Annotated in this window: 20 protein-coding genes; 11 read left to right on the forward strand and 9 right to left on the reverse strand. The window is 68.6% G+C overall.

Annotated elements, in window-relative coordinates; all coding sequences use genetic code 11:
• Positions 1-18 precede the first annotated feature (18 nt).
• Positions 19-933 carry an LLM class F420-dependent oxidoreductase gene (locus AB0F17_RS58485; RefSeq protein ID WP_358043591.1) on the reverse strand — a complete coding sequence of 305 codons (915 nt, stop codon included), beginning with the start codon at positions 931-933 and terminating at the stop codon, positions 19-21.
• A gap of 135 nt (positions 934-1,068) precedes the next feature.
• Between AB0F17_RS58485 and AB0F17_RS58490 the strand changes: the two genes are divergently transcribed.
• The 5 genes from AB0F17_RS58490 (at position 1,069) to AB0F17_RS58510 (ending at position 5,303) form a co-directional block, all read left to right on the forward strand.
• The gene (locus AB0F17_RS58490; protein WP_358043594.1) at positions 1,069-2,187 is read left to right on the forward strand and encodes a histidine kinase; all 1,119 of its coding nucleotides are present in this window, start codon (positions 1,069-1,071) and stop codon (positions 2,185-2,187) included.
• Positions 2,184-3,377 carry a histidine kinase gene (locus tag AB0F17_RS58495; RefSeq protein ID WP_358043597.1) on the forward strand — a complete coding sequence of 398 codons (1,194 nt, stop codon included), beginning with the start codon at positions 2,184-2,186 and terminating at the stop codon, positions 3,375-3,377. Before AB0F17_RS58490 ends, AB0F17_RS58495 begins: the two co-directional genes overlap by 4 nt.
• Positions 3,374-4,000 (forward strand): response regulator transcription factor, encoded by a 627-nt coding sequence (locus AB0F17_RS58500; protein ID WP_358043600.1) that lies wholly within the window; start codon positions 3,374-3,376, stop codon positions 3,998-4,000. The genes AB0F17_RS58495 and AB0F17_RS58500 overlap by 4 nt, the downstream gene beginning before the upstream one ends.
• A 40-nt stretch (positions 4,001-4,040) precedes the next feature.
• Positions 4,041-4,553: a ricin-type beta-trefoil lectin domain protein gene (locus tag AB0F17_RS58505; protein ID WP_358043603.1), complete on the forward strand. Its 513-nt coding sequence runs from the start codon at positions 4,041-4,043 to the stop codon at positions 4,551-4,553.
• Positions 4,554-4,634: 81 nt separating this feature from the next.
• Positions 4,635-5,303, forward strand: coding sequence for a hypothetical protein (locus tag AB0F17_RS58510; RefSeq protein WP_358043606.1), 669 nt, complete (start codon positions 4,635-4,637; stop codon positions 5,301-5,303).
• A gap of 62 nt (positions 5,304-5,365) precedes the next feature.
• On the opposite strand, the gene AB0F17_RS58515 is transcribed toward AB0F17_RS58510, so the two are convergent.
• The 5 genes from AB0F17_RS58515 to AB0F17_RS58535 all read right to left on the reverse strand — a co-directional run bounded on the left by AB0F17_RS58515 (position 5,366) and on the right by AB0F17_RS58535 (position 8,135).
• On the reverse strand, positions 5,366-5,602 hold the full coding sequence (locus tag AB0F17_RS58515) for a hypothetical protein (protein ID WP_358043609.1): 237 nt from the start codon (positions 5,600-5,602) through the stop codon (positions 5,366-5,368).
• Positions 5,603-5,649: 47 nt separating this feature from the next.
• Positions 5,650-5,841, reverse strand: coding sequence for a hypothetical protein (locus AB0F17_RS58520; RefSeq protein ID WP_358043612.1), 192 nt, complete (start codon positions 5,839-5,841; stop codon positions 5,650-5,652).
• A 250-nt stretch (positions 5,842-6,091) separates the two neighbouring features.
• Positions 6,092-6,748 carry a transposase gene (locus AB0F17_RS58525; RefSeq protein WP_358043615.1) on the reverse strand — a complete coding sequence of 219 codons (657 nt, stop codon included), beginning with the start codon at positions 6,746-6,748 and terminating at the stop codon, positions 6,092-6,094.
• Complete coding sequence (locus tag AB0F17_RS58530) at positions 6,736-7,251, reverse strand: hypothetical protein (protein ID WP_358043618.1); 516 nt, start codon at positions 7,249-7,251, stop codon at positions 6,736-6,738. Before AB0F17_RS58530 ends, AB0F17_RS58525 begins: the two co-directional genes overlap by 13 nt.
• A gap of 377 nt (positions 7,252-7,628) precedes the next feature.
• The gene (locus AB0F17_RS58535; protein WP_358043621.1) at positions 7,629-8,135 is read right to left on the reverse strand and encodes a hemerythrin domain-containing protein; all 507 of its coding nucleotides are present in this window, start codon (positions 8,133-8,135) and stop codon (positions 7,629-7,631) included.
• Between the two features lie 47 nt (positions 8,136-8,182).
• Between AB0F17_RS58535 and AB0F17_RS58540 the strand changes: the two genes are divergently transcribed.
• Positions 8,183-8,704, forward strand: coding sequence for a hypothetical protein (locus AB0F17_RS58540; protein ID WP_358043624.1), 522 nt, complete (start codon positions 8,183-8,185; stop codon positions 8,702-8,704).
• A 207-nt stretch (positions 8,705-8,911) separates the two neighbouring features.
• Here AB0F17_RS58540 and AB0F17_RS58545 read toward each other — a convergent pair whose 3' ends face one another.
• The 3 genes from AB0F17_RS58545 to AB0F17_RS58555 all read right to left on the reverse strand — a co-directional run bounded on the left by AB0F17_RS58545 (position 8,912) and on the right by AB0F17_RS58555 (position 11,173).
• Complete coding sequence (locus AB0F17_RS58545) at positions 8,912-10,060, reverse strand: tyrosine-type recombinase/integrase (protein WP_358043627.1); 1,149 nt, start codon at positions 10,058-10,060, stop codon at positions 8,912-8,914.
• A 102-nt stretch (positions 10,061-10,162) separates the two neighbouring features.
• On the reverse strand, positions 10,163-10,588 hold the full coding sequence (locus AB0F17_RS58550; protein WP_358043630.1) for a hypothetical protein: 426 nt from the start codon (positions 10,586-10,588) through the stop codon (positions 10,163-10,165).
• Between the two features lie 132 nt (positions 10,589-10,720).
• Positions 10,721-11,173: a hypothetical protein gene (locus AB0F17_RS58555; RefSeq protein WP_358043633.1), complete on the reverse strand. Its 453-nt coding sequence runs from the start codon at positions 11,171-11,173 to the stop codon at positions 10,721-10,723.
• Between the two features lie 256 nt (positions 11,174-11,429).
• Here AB0F17_RS58555 and AB0F17_RS58560 point away from each other — a divergent pair, with 256 nt between their 5' ends.
• From AB0F17_RS58560 to AB0F17_RS58580, 5 genes are all read left to right on the forward strand, one after another.
• A complete protein-coding gene (locus AB0F17_RS58560) occupies positions 11,430-11,870 on the forward strand; it encodes a helix-turn-helix domain-containing protein (RefSeq protein WP_358043636.1) in 441 nt (146 codons plus the stop codon).
• Between the two features lie 78 nt (positions 11,871-11,948).
• The gene (locus AB0F17_RS58565; protein WP_358043639.1) at positions 11,949-12,416 is read left to right on the forward strand and encodes a hypothetical protein; all 468 of its coding nucleotides are present in this window, start codon (positions 11,949-11,951) and stop codon (positions 12,414-12,416) included.
• Positions 12,413-13,048, forward strand: coding sequence for a phiSA1p31-related protein (locus AB0F17_RS58570; RefSeq protein ID WP_358043642.1), 636 nt, complete (start codon positions 12,413-12,415; stop codon positions 13,046-13,048). The genes AB0F17_RS58565 and AB0F17_RS58570 overlap by 4 nt, the downstream gene beginning before the upstream one ends.
• Positions 13,048-13,575 carry a hypothetical protein gene (locus AB0F17_RS58575; RefSeq protein WP_358043645.1) on the forward strand — a complete coding sequence of 176 codons (528 nt, stop codon included), beginning with the start codon at positions 13,048-13,050 and terminating at the stop codon, positions 13,573-13,575. The genes AB0F17_RS58570 and AB0F17_RS58575 overlap by 1 nt, the downstream gene beginning before the upstream one ends.
• Positions 13,572-13,778 carry a hypothetical protein gene (locus AB0F17_RS58580; protein WP_358043648.1) on the forward strand — a complete coding sequence of 69 codons (207 nt, stop codon included), beginning with the start codon at positions 13,572-13,574 and terminating at the stop codon, positions 13,776-13,778. Before AB0F17_RS58575 ends, AB0F17_RS58580 begins: the two co-directional genes overlap by 4 nt.
• Position 13,779: the final 1 nt, after the last annotated feature.

The following is a 13,779-nucleotide window of genomic DNA, read 5'->3' on the forward strand; positions in this document are numbered from 1 at the left end:
GGGGCGCCAACGGATATGTCAGACGTGCGGCAGCACCTCGGCCGCGATCAGCTCCAGGTGTTCGAGGTCGGACAGGTCCATGACCTGGAGGTAGAAGCGCTCGGCACCGAGCTCGCCGAACCGGCCGATCTTGTCGAGCACCTCCGCCGGAGTTCCGGCGAGACCGCCCTCCCGCAGCGTGGTCAGGTCCTGGCCGATGGCGGCCGCGCGCCGTTCGAGCTCGGCCTGGTCACGGCCGACGCAGACGGTCTGCGCCGCCGACAGGATCACGGTACGGCCGGTCTCCGCCGTCGCCTCCCGCACCCGGTCATAGGCCGCGCCCGTCTCGGACAGGGTCCTGAACGGCACGTTGTACTCGTCGGCGAAGGCGGCCACCAGCCGGGGCGTGCGCTTGGCGCCGGTGCCGCCGATGATGATCGGCGGGTGCGGGCGCTGGACCGGCTTGGGCAGTGCGGGCGAGTCGACGAGACGGTAGTAGCTGCCCTCGAACGAGTAGGACTTCTCCGCCGTCCAGAGCCCCTGGATGATCTCCAGCTGCTCCTCGAACCGGCCGAACCGCTCGCTCACCGGCGGGAACGGGATGCCGTACGCGGTGTGCTCCTGGTCGAGCCAGCCGGTGCCGATGCCCAGCTCGACCCGGCCGCCGCTCATCTGGTCCACCTGCGCGACGCTGATGGCCAGCGGCCCCGGCAGCCGGAACGTGGCCGGGCTCACCAGCGTGCCCAGCCTGATCCGGGAGGTCTCCCTGGCCAGCGCGGCCAGCGTGAGCCAGGCGTCGGTCGAACCGGGGCCCGGGTCGCCCGCCCCGATGCGCAGGTAATGGTCGGACCGGAAGAACGCGTCGAAGCCCAGCCGTTCCGTGGCCTGGGCGACGGCGAGCAGGTCATCGTAGGTGGCACCCTGCTGGGGCTCGGTGAAGATCCGCAACTTCATAAGGCCATTATCTGCTCACGTACCACCACACATGGGACAACACCTGGAGAATGCCCCCCGGCCACACCGCGCCGCCCCCACGACGGCCATAGGATTTCGTGAGCGACGTGGCTTTATCGGCGATGGAGGGGTGAGATGGCGACCCGTCCGGAGACGGCGAAGAAGATCCTCCTCTACTGGATGGACGCCTCGGTCGCCCTCATGGCCGTCCTTCTGTCGATGCAGATCATCGCCTCGGTCAACGAGCGGCGGATCTCCGTACCGCACGCGGTGGCCGCCGGGACCTGCCTGCTGGCCTCGCTGGCGTTCGGCCTCCTCGTCCTGCGGGACGCCTTCGACGACCGGCCGCGTCCCGTGGCGAAGCTGGCCGCGGGCGGGCTGTTCGCGGCCGGCGCGCTGGCGCTCATACCGCCCTCCACCACCGACGGGTCGTGGGGCATGGCCGGGATCATCTGGCTCTCGTTCCTCGCCCTCTACCTCCCGCTCCGGGCGACGGCCTGCGTGGGCGCCGCGCTGGTCGCGCTGACCACCGTCCACCTGTCGGCGGTCACCGCCCAGCCGTGGCCGGTCGTCCTGATCACCATGACGCTGTCCGCCGTGCTGCTGCCCGCCACCATGAAGCTCTGGCGCTGGCTCTGGTGGACGATCAGGGAGGCGTACGACGGCCGGGAGGCCAAGGCCACACTGGCCGTGTCGCATGAGCGGCTGCGCTTCGCCCGCGACCTGCACGACCTGCTCGGCCACAGTTTGTCCGTCATCACGCTGAAGAGCGAACTGGCCGCCAAGCTGGCCACTATCGACGAGGGCAAGGCCGCGGCCGAGATGGCCGAGGTACGCCGCCTGGCCGCGGAGTCGCTCGCCGAGGTGCAGGTGGCCGTGGACGGCTACCGGCTGCTCGACCTGGACACGGAGCTCGCCGGGGTTCGCGTGGCGCTGGAGGCGGCGGGCGCTCGGTGCGTCATCGAGGCCAGAGCGGACGACCTGTCCCCCGCCGCCCGTACCCTGCTCGCCTGGGCGGTGCGCGAGGGGGCCACCAACGTGCTCAAGCACAGTACGGCCACGCGCTGCGCGATCGTCATCGACGGTGGCGTCCTGGAGATGCGCAACGACGGCGTGCCCGCGACCGGGGGGATGGACGGGGCCGGGAGTGGCCTGCGCGGGCTGGCCGAGCGCATGGCGGCCGCCGGCGGCTCGTTCTCGGCGGCGCCCACGCCGGCGGGCGAGTTCCTGCTGCGGGCGGCGGTGCCCGCATGAGGACAGCCCAGGTGCGCGGCCTTGCACGCGGCGCCGACCGGCTGCGCGGGCTATCGCGCGGCGCCGGCTGGTTGCGCGGGTTATCGCACGGCCCCGGTCGGCTGCGGCGGGCGAGCCGGCTCGACAAGGTGCGCTGGCTGATCGTCTTCAGCACCGACATCGCCAACCTGCTCGCCCTGCTCGGGCTCTTGGAGCTGGCTGTCCGGTGGCAGGAGGGCTTCCCCGGGGCGTTCGCGATGGCGGCGGCCGTCCTGCTCCTCGTCCTGCTCGGGCTGGCCACCCGCCCGTTCAGGATCGCCGTCAGGGGCGGGCGGCGGCCGACCGGGATCCTGGCGGTCGCCGGGGTGATCACGCTGTTCCTGACCGTCTTGCTGCTGATCTGGGCCATCCCTGTGTGGCTGGGGATGCTCGCCCCGTACGTCCGCAGGCGCACCACGCTCCTCCTGGCCATCGGGTCGATCGTCGTCATCAACGCGTACATCACGCTGGCCACCGGGTTCCTGATCGAGATCTTCCTGCTCCAGACCGTCTTCACCGGCCTCGTGACCGGCGGCATACTGGCGAACCTGTGGCTGTGGCGCGTGGCCAAGGACGCCCACGAGGGCCAGGAGGCCAGGGCCATGCTCGCGGTGTCGGAGGAACGGCTGCGCTTCGCCCGCGACCTGAACGACCTGCTCGGCCAGAGCCTGGCCGACATCTCGGCCGGGGCCGGGGCCGCCTCGCGGACACTGCGCGAGGATCCCCCGGCGGCCGCGGACGCGATGTTCGAGGTACGCGACCTGGCCAGGCAGACGCTGCGCGAGGTGCGCTCCACCGTACAGAGCTATCGGGCCCTGGACCTCGACGAGGTCCTCGCCAGCGTGCGGGCGGTCCTGGAGGCGGCGGACGTACGGTGCGCTGTCCGCGCGGACACCGCCGCGCTGACCGCCGAGACCCGCACGCTGCTGGCCACCGTGGTCCGCGAAGGCGCGACCAACGTGCTCAAGCACAGCAAGGCCGGGCATTGCACGATCACGATCGAGGATGGGGTGCTGGAGATGTCCAACGACGGGGTCGAGGGGCCGGTGAACGATCACGCGCCGGACGGGCTCGGCGGCCTGTCGCAGCGGGTCAGCGCCGCGGGCGGCACGCTGTCCGCGGCCCGCACGGGCGACGGCGCGTACCTGCTGCGGGCGGCGGTGCCGGCATGACGACGCACGTACCTGCTCCTGCGGGGACGACCCGCGTCCTGCTGGCCGATGACGAGCACCTGGTCCGCGGCGCCATCGCGGCCCTGCTCGACCTGGAGGCGGGCATCGAGGTGATCGCCCAGGTCGGCCGCGGCGACGAGGTGCTGGCCGCCGTCGTCGAACACCGCCCCGACGTGGCCGTGCTCGACATCGAGATGCCCGGCATGGACGGGCTGAGCGCGGCGGAGCAGATCAGCTCCCTGTGCAAGATCGTCATCCTGACCAGCCTGGGACGGCCCGGCTACCTGCGCCGGGCGATGGCGGCGGGAGTGAGCGGCTTCCTCGGCAAGGACGCCTCGGCCGAGGAACTGGCCATGGCCATCCGCAAGGTCCAGTCGGGCGGCCGCTACCTGGACGCCGAACTGGCCGCGGCGGCGATGGCCGCCGGAGACAGCCCCTTGACCGGCCGCGAACGGGACGCTCTACGGCTGGCCGGCGACGGCGCGACGATCGCCCGGATCGCGGCCGAGCTCCACCTCACGGAGGGAACCGTGCGCAACTACCTGTCCAGCGCGATGACCAAGCTGAACGCCCAGAACCGGCTCGAAGCCATCCGCACGGCGCAGCGCATGGGGTGGCTCTGAAGATCGTTCGCCGCTCGCGGTCTGGATAGCATGCCGACCCATGACAAGACGGGCAAAGATCGCAAAGGTGGCCCTCGCGGCAACCGTCCTGGCCACCCTGACACCGACCGCGCCCGCGCTGGCGAACAGTGGGTACGTGATCAAGAACGTCTCCACCCTCATGTGCCTCACCATCGGCGGCGACAGCTCACCTCGGCGGATGGGCAACATCGCGCGGACCTGGGAATGCCAGCCCGGCCTCCAGGGCTACTTATGGAATCGCACGGCCCGCTCCCAACTCGCCAGCGCCGACTTTCGGGGCAAGCTGTGCATCGGTGCGCCCAAAGGCCCGCTCGTGCTCGTACGCCGCTGCGGGTCCGATCTCAAGCATCAGCGGTTCACCTTCACCACCATCAAGACCAACTTCGGCGACCGGTTGCTGATCAAGTGGAAGGGCCTGTCACCGGCGACCTGCCTGAACAGCAACGACAAGGGTCAGGTCTTCGGCTCGCGCTGCGATCCGGGCAACACGAACCAGAACTGGACCTGGGGCCCTCGGGCTCGTGTCGGCTAGGCGATCGGTCGTGACGGCTCCCCTGGGCCGGCGCGTACAGGTCTCAGAGACCCGGTAACACCCAGCTCGGAGGATCACATGATGTCGGATGGTGTGCAGGCGGCCGGCGCCTCGCTGGACTACTACCTGATCTTCGCCACGCCGGACGACAGAGACCGTGGGGCGCCGCCTCTGGGGATCCTGGTCGAGGAGTTCGTGCTCTGCGACGACCACACCGCGGCCGGTATCGACAGTGTCGAATGGTCGTCGGCGACCGGTGCCTGGGGTGATTCGTCCGCGACGAGCCGCGACATCCGTACCGACGCCCTGCTGCGTTCGCGGGTCATCGCGGTGAGCCGTCACGACGCGGGCGACGCCTACCAGGCGTGCGGCGGGGGCGAGCCGCCGCCAGAGACGGAGATTCGCACCTTGTTCCGCGAACGCCAGCCGTTGCCGGCCGCCGCCCCACTGGACCTGGGCGCGACGGGATCGCGCTTCTACCGCGTCCTGTTCGCCGGGGAGCTCGGCGGAGGCGGCCTGGCGAACGTGCGGTCGGCCCTGAGGCTGGAGCCGATCGACGACCCCCTGGCTCGCGTGATCGGCGCGGCGACGGCGACCGCTGCGGATCACACCTTCACCTGGGAGTTGCGGCGGATCGGGCCGGGGATCGCCTGGTGCCTCGACATGACGGTACGTCTGGGAACCGGCCCGGAGTCCGCCATCGGGGCGCTGCTTCACCACCACCGGCAGGCGATCCGCGGGAGGGCCTGATTCCCGTCACGATCGAACGCTTCAGATAGAAGCGGCCTACTTGATGGCTGTCAGGTCGATGATCACCTGCTTGCCATCGAGGTGGTAGGCGAGCAGATACCGGGTGTCGAAGTCGATGCGGGGGTGTCATTCATATAGGCGGCGGCATTGTTGTTGCGCCTCTTGAGAAGGATGCCGTGGTCGCCCTTCCGCCCGGTCGGCAGATCATAGAGGACCAGGCGCGCCTCGTCGTCGCCGATCGCCCGTCTCAGGACCACGAGCCGGTCGAGGGCAGGGGCGGGATTGAGGATCCAATCCATGCCGCTGGGCAGGGCGCGAACGCGGGAGCCGTCGCGGTGGCGCACGTTCAGGCCGGACAGGCACCAGGTGCGTAGGACCGCCACAAGGGCATGTCTCTCTCGCCCGTCCTGGCCAGGAGGCTGCCGTCCGGCAGATACAGCTCCGGCTCGAACGCCGGCCCGTTCGGCAGCTTCTCGGGCACCACCCGCACGGCGCGCGGCCACACCTCGGCCACCGGCGGCTCGGGGGCACTGGTCACGGGCTCAGGCTGACGCGAGAACCCGTTCTGGATCACCAGCGTGGCACCCGCCACCAGCACGGTGACCGCGGCCGCCGCAGCCGGCGCCAGTCCGCGCGGTCTCCGACGAGCAGGCAGGAACCGTCGGCGGCGGCACCTCCTCGCACGCCATGTCATCCTCGATGTTCACGTCAACTTGACCCTGCCTTAAGGACCGGGTTTGGAGGTAGGGCACCACTGGCTGTGGTGTGGCCTCCTCCGTCCAGACCACCTACGGGGTGGCTGGGACGCGTGACTCACGCCCCGCAATCCACGCAGCCTCGCCGCGTGCGGCGATGTTGCGGGAGGCATTCCGGTCGGCGTGGGCAACGACCCCGCAGTTCCGGCAGATGAACAGAGCCTGGCTGACCCGATTGTTCTTGTCGATGTGGTGGCACTCAGCGCACTCCTGACTGGTGTACGCCGGATCGACGTACACCAGCGGGACACCGGCCCGCCGCGCCTTGTAAGCGAGAAAGGTCCCGAGCTGGTGGAAAGCCCAGGAATGGAACGTGACCCGTTGGGGCTTGCGGAGCCGTACCCTGTCCCGGATTGCGCCCAGGTCTTCCAGAGCGATACCGGAACAGGTGCGTGCAGCCTCGGTCACGATCTTCTTCGAGATGATGTGGTTGACGTTCGCGGCGTGCCGCGACTCTTTGCGACGGCGATGCTTGAGCCGTTGTCTGGCGGACTGGGTGGCCTTGGCCTGGAGCTTGCGGCGAAGTTCGAGCTGCCGCTTGCGGTGCCGGTTCAGGCCGCGTCCATTGAACGGGGTCATGCCGTCCACGGTGGCGATGTTGACAATGCCCAGGTCCACGCCGAGCCAGCCGCCGGGCTGCTCGTTGAGCGGCGCTTCGGGCACCTCGCACACGGCGATCAAGTAGAACACACCGTCGCGTTCGACCAGATCGACTCGCCCCTGCGGTGTTCACGCAGCGTCTTGAGCGCATCGGCGGAACAGACGAAATGGACGTTCCTGATACGCCCAGCGGTGGTCCAGATACTGACCGTCTGAGCGTCGTACTGCCAGCTCAGACACCGGTCGTCAAACGGGTGCGCCGCCTCGGGGCGGAAGATGACCGGCTTGGACTCCGCCTTGGTCCGGCGCTTGGAGCCCTTCTCGCCCAGGTTGCCGGCACGGATGTTCGCCTGCAACGTGGTGTAGGCGTCGCGGACCTTCTTGATGGTGTGCTGAGCGGCCTGCGCCCCCAGCCCCCGCCCCTTCAACTCGGCGTAGGTGTGCTTACGCAACGCATACTCACGCGGCACGCCATGCTCGAACGCCACGGCCGACACCCAGTTCGCGGCGTCGTTGACCGCCCGCAGCGTCGCCGACAGCGCGGCGGCCTGATCGGCCCGCGGCATCAACTTCACCTGCACGACGATCTTCACAAGGAAGATCGTATCGTTTACTCTCCGTTACCACACTGCGAACCCCAACATTCGCAGAGGCCCCACGTGTACGTGCACACCCTGCACGCACTTGGTGTTCACAGCCAAGTACCGGCACGGACGTTCACCGAGCTCGTGGTACATGCTCCGCCGGACATAGCCCTCAAGCGCCGCCGAGTCCCGTAGGCCGCGCAGCCGCGAAGCGGTCTTGGCCAGGGCCGACTGCACCAGGTCCTCGGCGGCGTACCGCTCCCCGGCTAACAGGTACGCGGTACGGAACAGTGGGGCCGATCGGGTGATGATGAACTCATGGAAGTCCGCCTCACGTCCTGCTTCCTCGCCGTGTCACCAAGCAAGGACGCCGCAGGGCCGCGAAACTATGCCAATGGCGTTCGGCTGAGGAATGCGGGCACCGACGCGCGCCAGCGCGGGGCGTCCAGCGCGTTGAGAGCCGAGACGAGCCGCTTTTCCTCATAGACGAAGTGGGACTCCAGCAGGGCGGCCAGACCGTCCAGCTCGGTCCGCACCCGTTCGGGATCCGCATCCAGGTCGCCAAGCAACTCCTGCAACGCGCGCATGATGTCGGACACCTGCCGATGGTCGCGGGCCAGCTCGTCCAGTACGGGACGCAGCTCCGGGAACTGCTCCGCCAGAGCGGGGAAGGCCCCCTCGTCCTCACCGCTGTGGTGCTTGGTCACAGCCGAGCAGAACGTCAGGCAGTGGGCCCGCAGCTCCCGCACCCGCTCGGGACCGGCCTGCGCGTTGGGACGGGCCTGCACGTCCTCACGCAGCCGGGCCAGCTCCTCGCGGAGCCAGAGGTGCACCTCGATCAACTGGTTGCCGAACGCCGTCAGGCGGCCGTCCGGTTCGGTGGGCGGGTTCATGGTCGTCCCATCCAGCACCCATTTGGGCGAGCCGTCAAACTGGCACCGTGAACAGGATCATCGTCTGCGGCATCTCCGGGTCGGGTAAGACGACGCTCGCCAGAAAGCTGGCCGACCGGCTCGGCCTGCCCCGCCATGAGCTCGACGCCTTGCATCACGGTCCCGGCTGGGTCAAGCGGCCGGAGTTCGAGGCCGAGGTGGACGAGTTCAGCCGGGGCGAGCGGTGGGTGACCGAGGACCAGTACCACCGCTTCCTGGGCGACCTCCTCTGGCAGCGCGCCGACACGGCCATCTGGCTGGACCTGCCGCGCCGCACCGTGATGTGGCGGGTCGTACGCCGCTCACTCGGCCGCGCGATCACCCGGCGCGAACTGTGGAACGGCAACCGGGAGGACTGGAGCGCCTGGCTCGAACCCGACCACCCGATCCGGTGGGCCTGGGCGCACCACCAGCGCCGCAGGACGCAGACCGCCGACCGCATCGCCCGCCACCCGGAGGTGACGGCGATCCGCTTGCGCACGGCCCGCGAAGCGAGACACTGGCTCGCCGACCTGCCCCCGAAGGTGTGAGCCCCGCCTACCCGATCAGGTCGAAGGCCGGCCGGCAAGGTCCTCGCGTCCGGAACGGAACGTCATCGGAGAAGTGAGCAATGGGTGGAACGGCTCGACGACGGCAGCGGGGCGCTGCTACTTCCTGGCCAGCAGTGCCACGCACTCCACGTGGTGCGTCATCGGTAGCACGTCGAATCCACGTTGACGCAGGTCAACGACTCACGATCACGCTCCAGACGCCGCCGTGCGCTGCTGGTGCGCAATAATCTTCGACCACGCGTCCTCAATCGCCTCATGCGCGTTCGGCGCGAGATGTGCATAGCGCTCCGTCGTGTTCATCGACGAGTGCCCCAGAAGCTCCTTCACGTTGTATAGCGGGACGCCCCGCTGCACGAGCCAGCTCGCCGCCGTATGACGGCAGTCGTGCACATCGTTCCGCGGCACGTTCGCGCCATCGGCGTTGGCCGCGTCGATCGCCTGATACCACACCCGCCGGAAGTTCGCCCCCGACAGCGTCGGACGCTCACTGCTGCCCGGCGACCGCCTGCCCGCAACGAACACCCAGGCACCCGCCGTGCGGCCCTCCAAGAGCGGCGCCAGAAGATCGAGCACATGCCGCGGCACCGGCACCTCACGCCGGCTGCTGGAGTTCTTCGGGTACTCCTTCCATCGCCCGTACTGCGTGAGCGACCCGCGAATCAGAATCCGCCCACGCAGCCAGTCAATCGGGTTCCCCGTCTCGTCATCGCGATCGGCGCCGGCCACAGCCGCGGCCTCACCCCACCGCAGGCCCGTGTAACACATCAACTCGACCATCGCCGCGTGCCCGACCGGAAGCCGCCACACGATCTCGTCCACCTGGTCGCGAGTGAACCAGCTCGGTGCCTTCGGGGGGGTCGCGGGAAGGTCCACCTTCTGACATGGGCTCACCTGGATCAGTTCCTCAAGCACCGCATCGCCGAGCATCGTGGCGAACAGGTTGTAGGAGCGCCGGATCGCGTGACGGCCCTTCTTCTTCGACTCCTGCTGCTGCTCCATCGTGCGCACCCACGTCTGCACGTCGATGCGACCGATTTCACCGAGCGGCCACTCTCGCCAGTACGGCAAGATGCGCAGGCGGAGTTGGGCGTCATCACCGCGCCGGGTCTCGTCCTCGACGACCCTCGACGGCCACCACTTCTCGTACCACTCCCCCACCGTGATGCGGCCAGCCCGCGGGTCGATGCGGCGGCCCTTCGCAATGTCGGCTTCCTGCTGCGTGGCCCACTTCTGGACGATGCTCTTCAGCTTGTTCGTGTGCGTGAGGCGCTTGCCGGACGGCAGGCGCACGGTGGCCTGCCATAACCCGGACGGTAGTTTCCTGAAGGACGCCATCAGGACTCCATGCGACGTTGGCCGTCCGCCAGGCGCACGGTGGCCTGCCACTTGCCTGATGCGGTCTTGCGGAGCGATGCCATGCGTTTCTCCTTCTTGGGGTTAGGCCGTATGCGCCGGGGTGCTGCCCTCACCGATTACGGGCATGGTGCGTAGGAGAGTCTGAAGGACGACGGTGGCGTGCAGCCCAACGTGCATGGCCACGTCTCGGGTGACGAGATCTCGCGGCACCATGACGTTGATGACATCGGCGTCGATGTCCGCGATGAAGAGTTCGCTGCCGCCGATCGTGCGGTCGCGGTGCCAGCGAACATGGGTGGGCCGGGTCGTCGGCGGGAGCGTCGGGATGGTTGCGATCATGGCGGTGCTGGCCTCGGCTAGCGCGTTCCCCAGGATGGGGTCTATCTGCGCCTCGTCGACGATCCAGTCGATGGTGCCGTCGCGCCGGACGCGGGCGTGCACGGGACCGTATGGGAGCTTGATGGCTGGGAGCGGGCGATAGCGGACCCTTCCAGTCAGGAGCGCCATGGGATCATCACCGTCGACTTTCCGGGGCAGTTACGGGCATGCCGGAACAGTGTGACGCGCGAGACAACAAAATGGTTGAAAAATCTTACGCCAAGTAAGGGGGAAGTACCGTTTTAGTCACAGCTGATCCGATCAATCCTCTTGATCCAGCTCGCGCGCCATGTCCTCGGCCCACTTGATCAGCCGCTGCCGTCGGCGCTCCGACAGCCCTTCGGGAACGTTGACGGTGATCCATGTGCCGCCACCCGCGTCCACCTTCAATACATCGCCGAGGTCCAGCCACTGGATGGCCGCCAGTCGCTTGATTTCCTCCAGTCGCCGCCGGTACTCCTCCGTCACGTCGGCCTGACTCTCGGTCTTCATTCCGGCTGCTAGGGCGCGTAGTCTCCACATGTCAGGGACTCGGGTGACCTCGTTGGCGGCCAGCGCGCCGATGTAGGTGTGGTTGAGCCCGTGGCCGGTTTCGGGGTCGCGGCATTGCCGCGCCAGTTGCCGGTGGCTCAGCTTTGTGCGGTCCAGGTACGCCTGAACGTAGTCGCTGAGGGGATGATCGCTGGTGGTGCCATTGATGTCTCGCGGCGGCATCTCTGGTCGCCTTCCGTAGCCCTCGCCTTTACTGCACTTCCCCTGCTATCAACATGTCCGTTGGATTTTTCTGTCAACAGGCTGTCCGACCCGTTGTATCCGGAGACATCGCAGACAACAAGATTTAGCTATGAAACCAGATCCCTGGCGCTACATGACGGCACATCCCACCATGCGGTGGACAACATTGCGCGAAGACTCTAGGGTGGCGGAATATTCTTCCAACGTCTCATCGAGTCTCAGGAGGTCTCAGCAAGTGTCACGGCGTCCCGAGATGGTCCTCCGCAGCCGCGAGCTGCTCCGCGAGCTCATGGCCGGCCGCCACGACACCGTCACACTCGCCGCCCAGGCGGGAGTGACAAAGCAGGTCATCGCCTATCTGACGTCTGGCCGCCGCACCTCGTGCAGCACCCGGACGGCCGAGGGCATCGCGACCGCGCTGGGCTGCCAGGTCAGGACCCTTTTTTCACCTCCATTGGATGAAAATTCTTCCACCAGAGAGGAGGAAGAGGTGTTGCTCACCATCCCGGAGGCCGGCGTGGCCATGAAGGTCTCACGGGCTCACGCCTACCGGCTCGTCGCTGACGGCGAGCTGCCCGTGGTCGATGTCGGCCGCAGCAGCTCGAAGAAGCCCAAGTCGCGTGTGGAGATCAAGGCCGTTCAGGCGTGGATCGCCAAGCGCGCCGCTCAGTCCTGAAACGCGGCGAGGCCCAGCCCTGTCCGGCCGGACCTCGCAGACCGCAATCCCGCAGCTAGAGAAAGGGACGCAAGTCTCATGACCATCATCCCAGACCAGCAGCTCGACAGTCGCGCCGAGTACGCCAAGGGCCTGCGCGCGCTGGCCGACATCCTCGACGCCCACCCCGAGCTGCCCCTGCCGTACGACGGCACCGACACAGCGCTCGACTGGATCCAGGTGGGCGACGACGCGCGGCGTCACGCGGCGGTCTTCGCGCGCGTCATGCCGGGCACAGTGGCCAAGTCGGTGAGCGACGCCGCTGGCCAGTTCTACTTGACGTTCAAACTCCACGGCCTGTCCCTGCGGGTGATCTCGACCCGGGCGCAGATGTGCGAGCGGGTCGTCACCGGCACGCGCGAGGTCGTGATCGAGGAGCCCGACCCCGAAGCGCTCGCCGCCCTCCCGAAGATCAAGCGGACCGAGGTCGTCGAGGACGTGGAGTGGCAGTGCCGCCCGGTCCTCGCCGTTGGTGACGCCCGTGATGAGCAGGCGGCGCAGTCATGACCTACCTGCCTGGAGAAACACTCCAGATCACCATCACCGGCCAGGTCGCACGGATCGTAGACGGCAGCCCGTGGTCGGAAATCCGACTCGACGTCGCAGACCAGTCGGGTGGCATCACGCTGCCGATCCCGCTCGGCTGGGCGGCAGCGAAGGTCATCCGAATCAAGCCCGCTGCTGGCGTGCCCAAGCCGGGCGAGCTGTGGCAGAACTGCCAGGGCGCGGAGCTGTTCGTCACCAAGGACCGCTACGGGAACCCGCAGTTCGCGACCGCTGACGGGCGCACGCACTCGATCGAGTGGATGAACAACACGTTCGGCCCGCTCACCCCCATCCGGCAACTGCCGGAACGCGAGCGGGAGCCGGACTGGACCTGGGACGAGAACGACGACAACCCGGGGTCGTGCACGGACCCTTCGGGCCAGGTGTGGGACCTGACTGCGCAGTACCGCGACGGTGAGGGCCACGTCTGGCACTGGGCGGGCGGATTCGGCCGCGATGGCGACGACGGTCCGATCCGGCCGCTGATGTCGCGTCGCGACTGGTCGCGGACCGACGTGCAGATCACCGACATCCCGGGGCCGCTCTCCCAGCTTCCCGCCGACGACGAGGACGCCGGGCCGGTGACCTCCTGATGGCCACCGTCATCACCGCCAACATCACCGCGCCCGTCCTCCGCGCCGCCGCCGACCGGCTGGCCGAGCTGCCGCATCCCCGCGTCATCCGCACCGACGTCCACCACGCGCTCTACAACTCCGCCCCGGCGTACGACGTGGCCCAGGCCGCGCTCGACGCGCTGACCACGTACCTGCAGAAGCTGGGTGGCGCGGACTGGCTGAACCGCTTCGCTTTCCCACGCGGTCGCGACCAGGTCGTGGCCGAGCTCCGCGCCGCAGCCGACGCCACCGAGCACCCGCCGCGCCCGTCGCAGTACCGGATCACGTACGAGCGCATCGGCCGCCACCACAACGTGCCGCCGCTCAGCGTGGCCGCGGCAGGATCCGGCCAGCTGACCACGCTGATCGAGGTCGACGCCCGCAAGTACCTGCTGTCGCCGTGGTTCGAGGTGCACGTCGACCTGGCCGCGATGAACGGCTGGATCATCTCCGGGTTGCACGTCAGCGGCCGGTTCGCCATCGAGGTTCTGGACGGTGGCCAGTGACCGGCCTGCTTACGCGTATCCGCGCGCGCCGCGCCCTCCTCAACGCCGCCGCTCAGGCCGACGCCGACGCGTGGCTCTTCCCCATCCTCACCGACCCCGCCCCCGCCCTGGCGCCCCGCGCGCCACGGGCGGGCGCCCACCCCTACCAGCCGAAGGGCACCCGAACGGGCGAGCTCACGGCCCCAGAAGCGAGGCCCGCGTGAC

This window comes from Nonomuraea sp. NPDC026600 (assembly GCF_040638335.1).
GTDB lineage: Bacteria > Actinomycetota > Actinomycetes > Streptosporangiales > Streptosporangiaceae > Nonomuraea.

Bases quoted from the DNA above. Each gene is read 5' to 3' on its own strand.
- AB0F17_RS58485 (WP_358043591.1), bottom strand. From the start codon at position 933: ATGAAGTTGCGGATCTTCACCGAGCCCCAGCAGGGTGCCACCTACGAT.
- AB0F17_RS58490 (WP_358043594.1), top strand. From the start codon at position 1,069: ATGGCGACCCGTCCGGAGACGGCGAAGAAGATCCTCCTCTACTGGATG.
- AB0F17_RS58495 (WP_358043597.1), top strand. From the start codon at position 2,184: ATGAGGACAGCCCAGGTGCGCGGCCTTGCACGCGGCGCCGACCGGCTG.
- AB0F17_RS58500 (WP_358043600.1), top strand. From the start codon at position 3,374: ATGACGACGCACGTACCTGCTCCTGCGGGGACGACCCGCGTCCTGCTG.
- AB0F17_RS58505 (WP_358043603.1), top strand. From the start codon at position 4,041: ATGACAAGACGGGCAAAGATCGCAAAGGTGGCCCTCGCGGCAACCGTC.
- AB0F17_RS58510 (WP_358043606.1), top strand. From the start codon at position 4,635: ATGTCGGATGGTGTGCAGGCGGCCGGCGCCTCGCTGGACTACTACCTG.
- AB0F17_RS58515 (WP_358043609.1), bottom strand. From the start codon at position 5,602: ATGGATTGGATCCTCAATCCCGCCCCTGCCCTCGACCGGCTCGTGGTC.
- AB0F17_RS58535 (WP_358043621.1), bottom strand. From the start codon at position 8,135: ATGAACCCGCCCACCGAACCGGACGGCCGCCTGACGGCGTTCGGCAAC.
- AB0F17_RS58545 (WP_358043627.1), bottom strand. From the start codon at position 10,060: ATGGCGTCCTTCAGGAAACTACCGTCCGGGTTATGGCAGGCCACCGTG.
- AB0F17_RS58550 (WP_358043630.1), bottom strand. From the start codon at position 10,588: ATGGCGCTCCTGACTGGAAGGGTCCGCTATCGCCCGCTCCCAGCCATC.
- AB0F17_RS58555 (WP_358043633.1), bottom strand. From the start codon at position 11,173: ATGCCGCCGCGAGACATCAATGGCACCACCAGCGATCATCCCCTCAGC.
- AB0F17_RS58565 (WP_358043639.1), top strand. From the start codon at position 11,949: ATGACCATCATCCCAGACCAGCAGCTCGACAGTCGCGCCGAGTACGCC.
- AB0F17_RS58570 (WP_358043642.1), top strand. From the start codon at position 12,413: ATGACCTACCTGCCTGGAGAAACACTCCAGATCACCATCACCGGCCAG.
- AB0F17_RS58575 (WP_358043645.1), top strand. From the start codon at position 13,048: ATGGCCACCGTCATCACCGCCAACATCACCGCGCCCGTCCTCCGCGCC.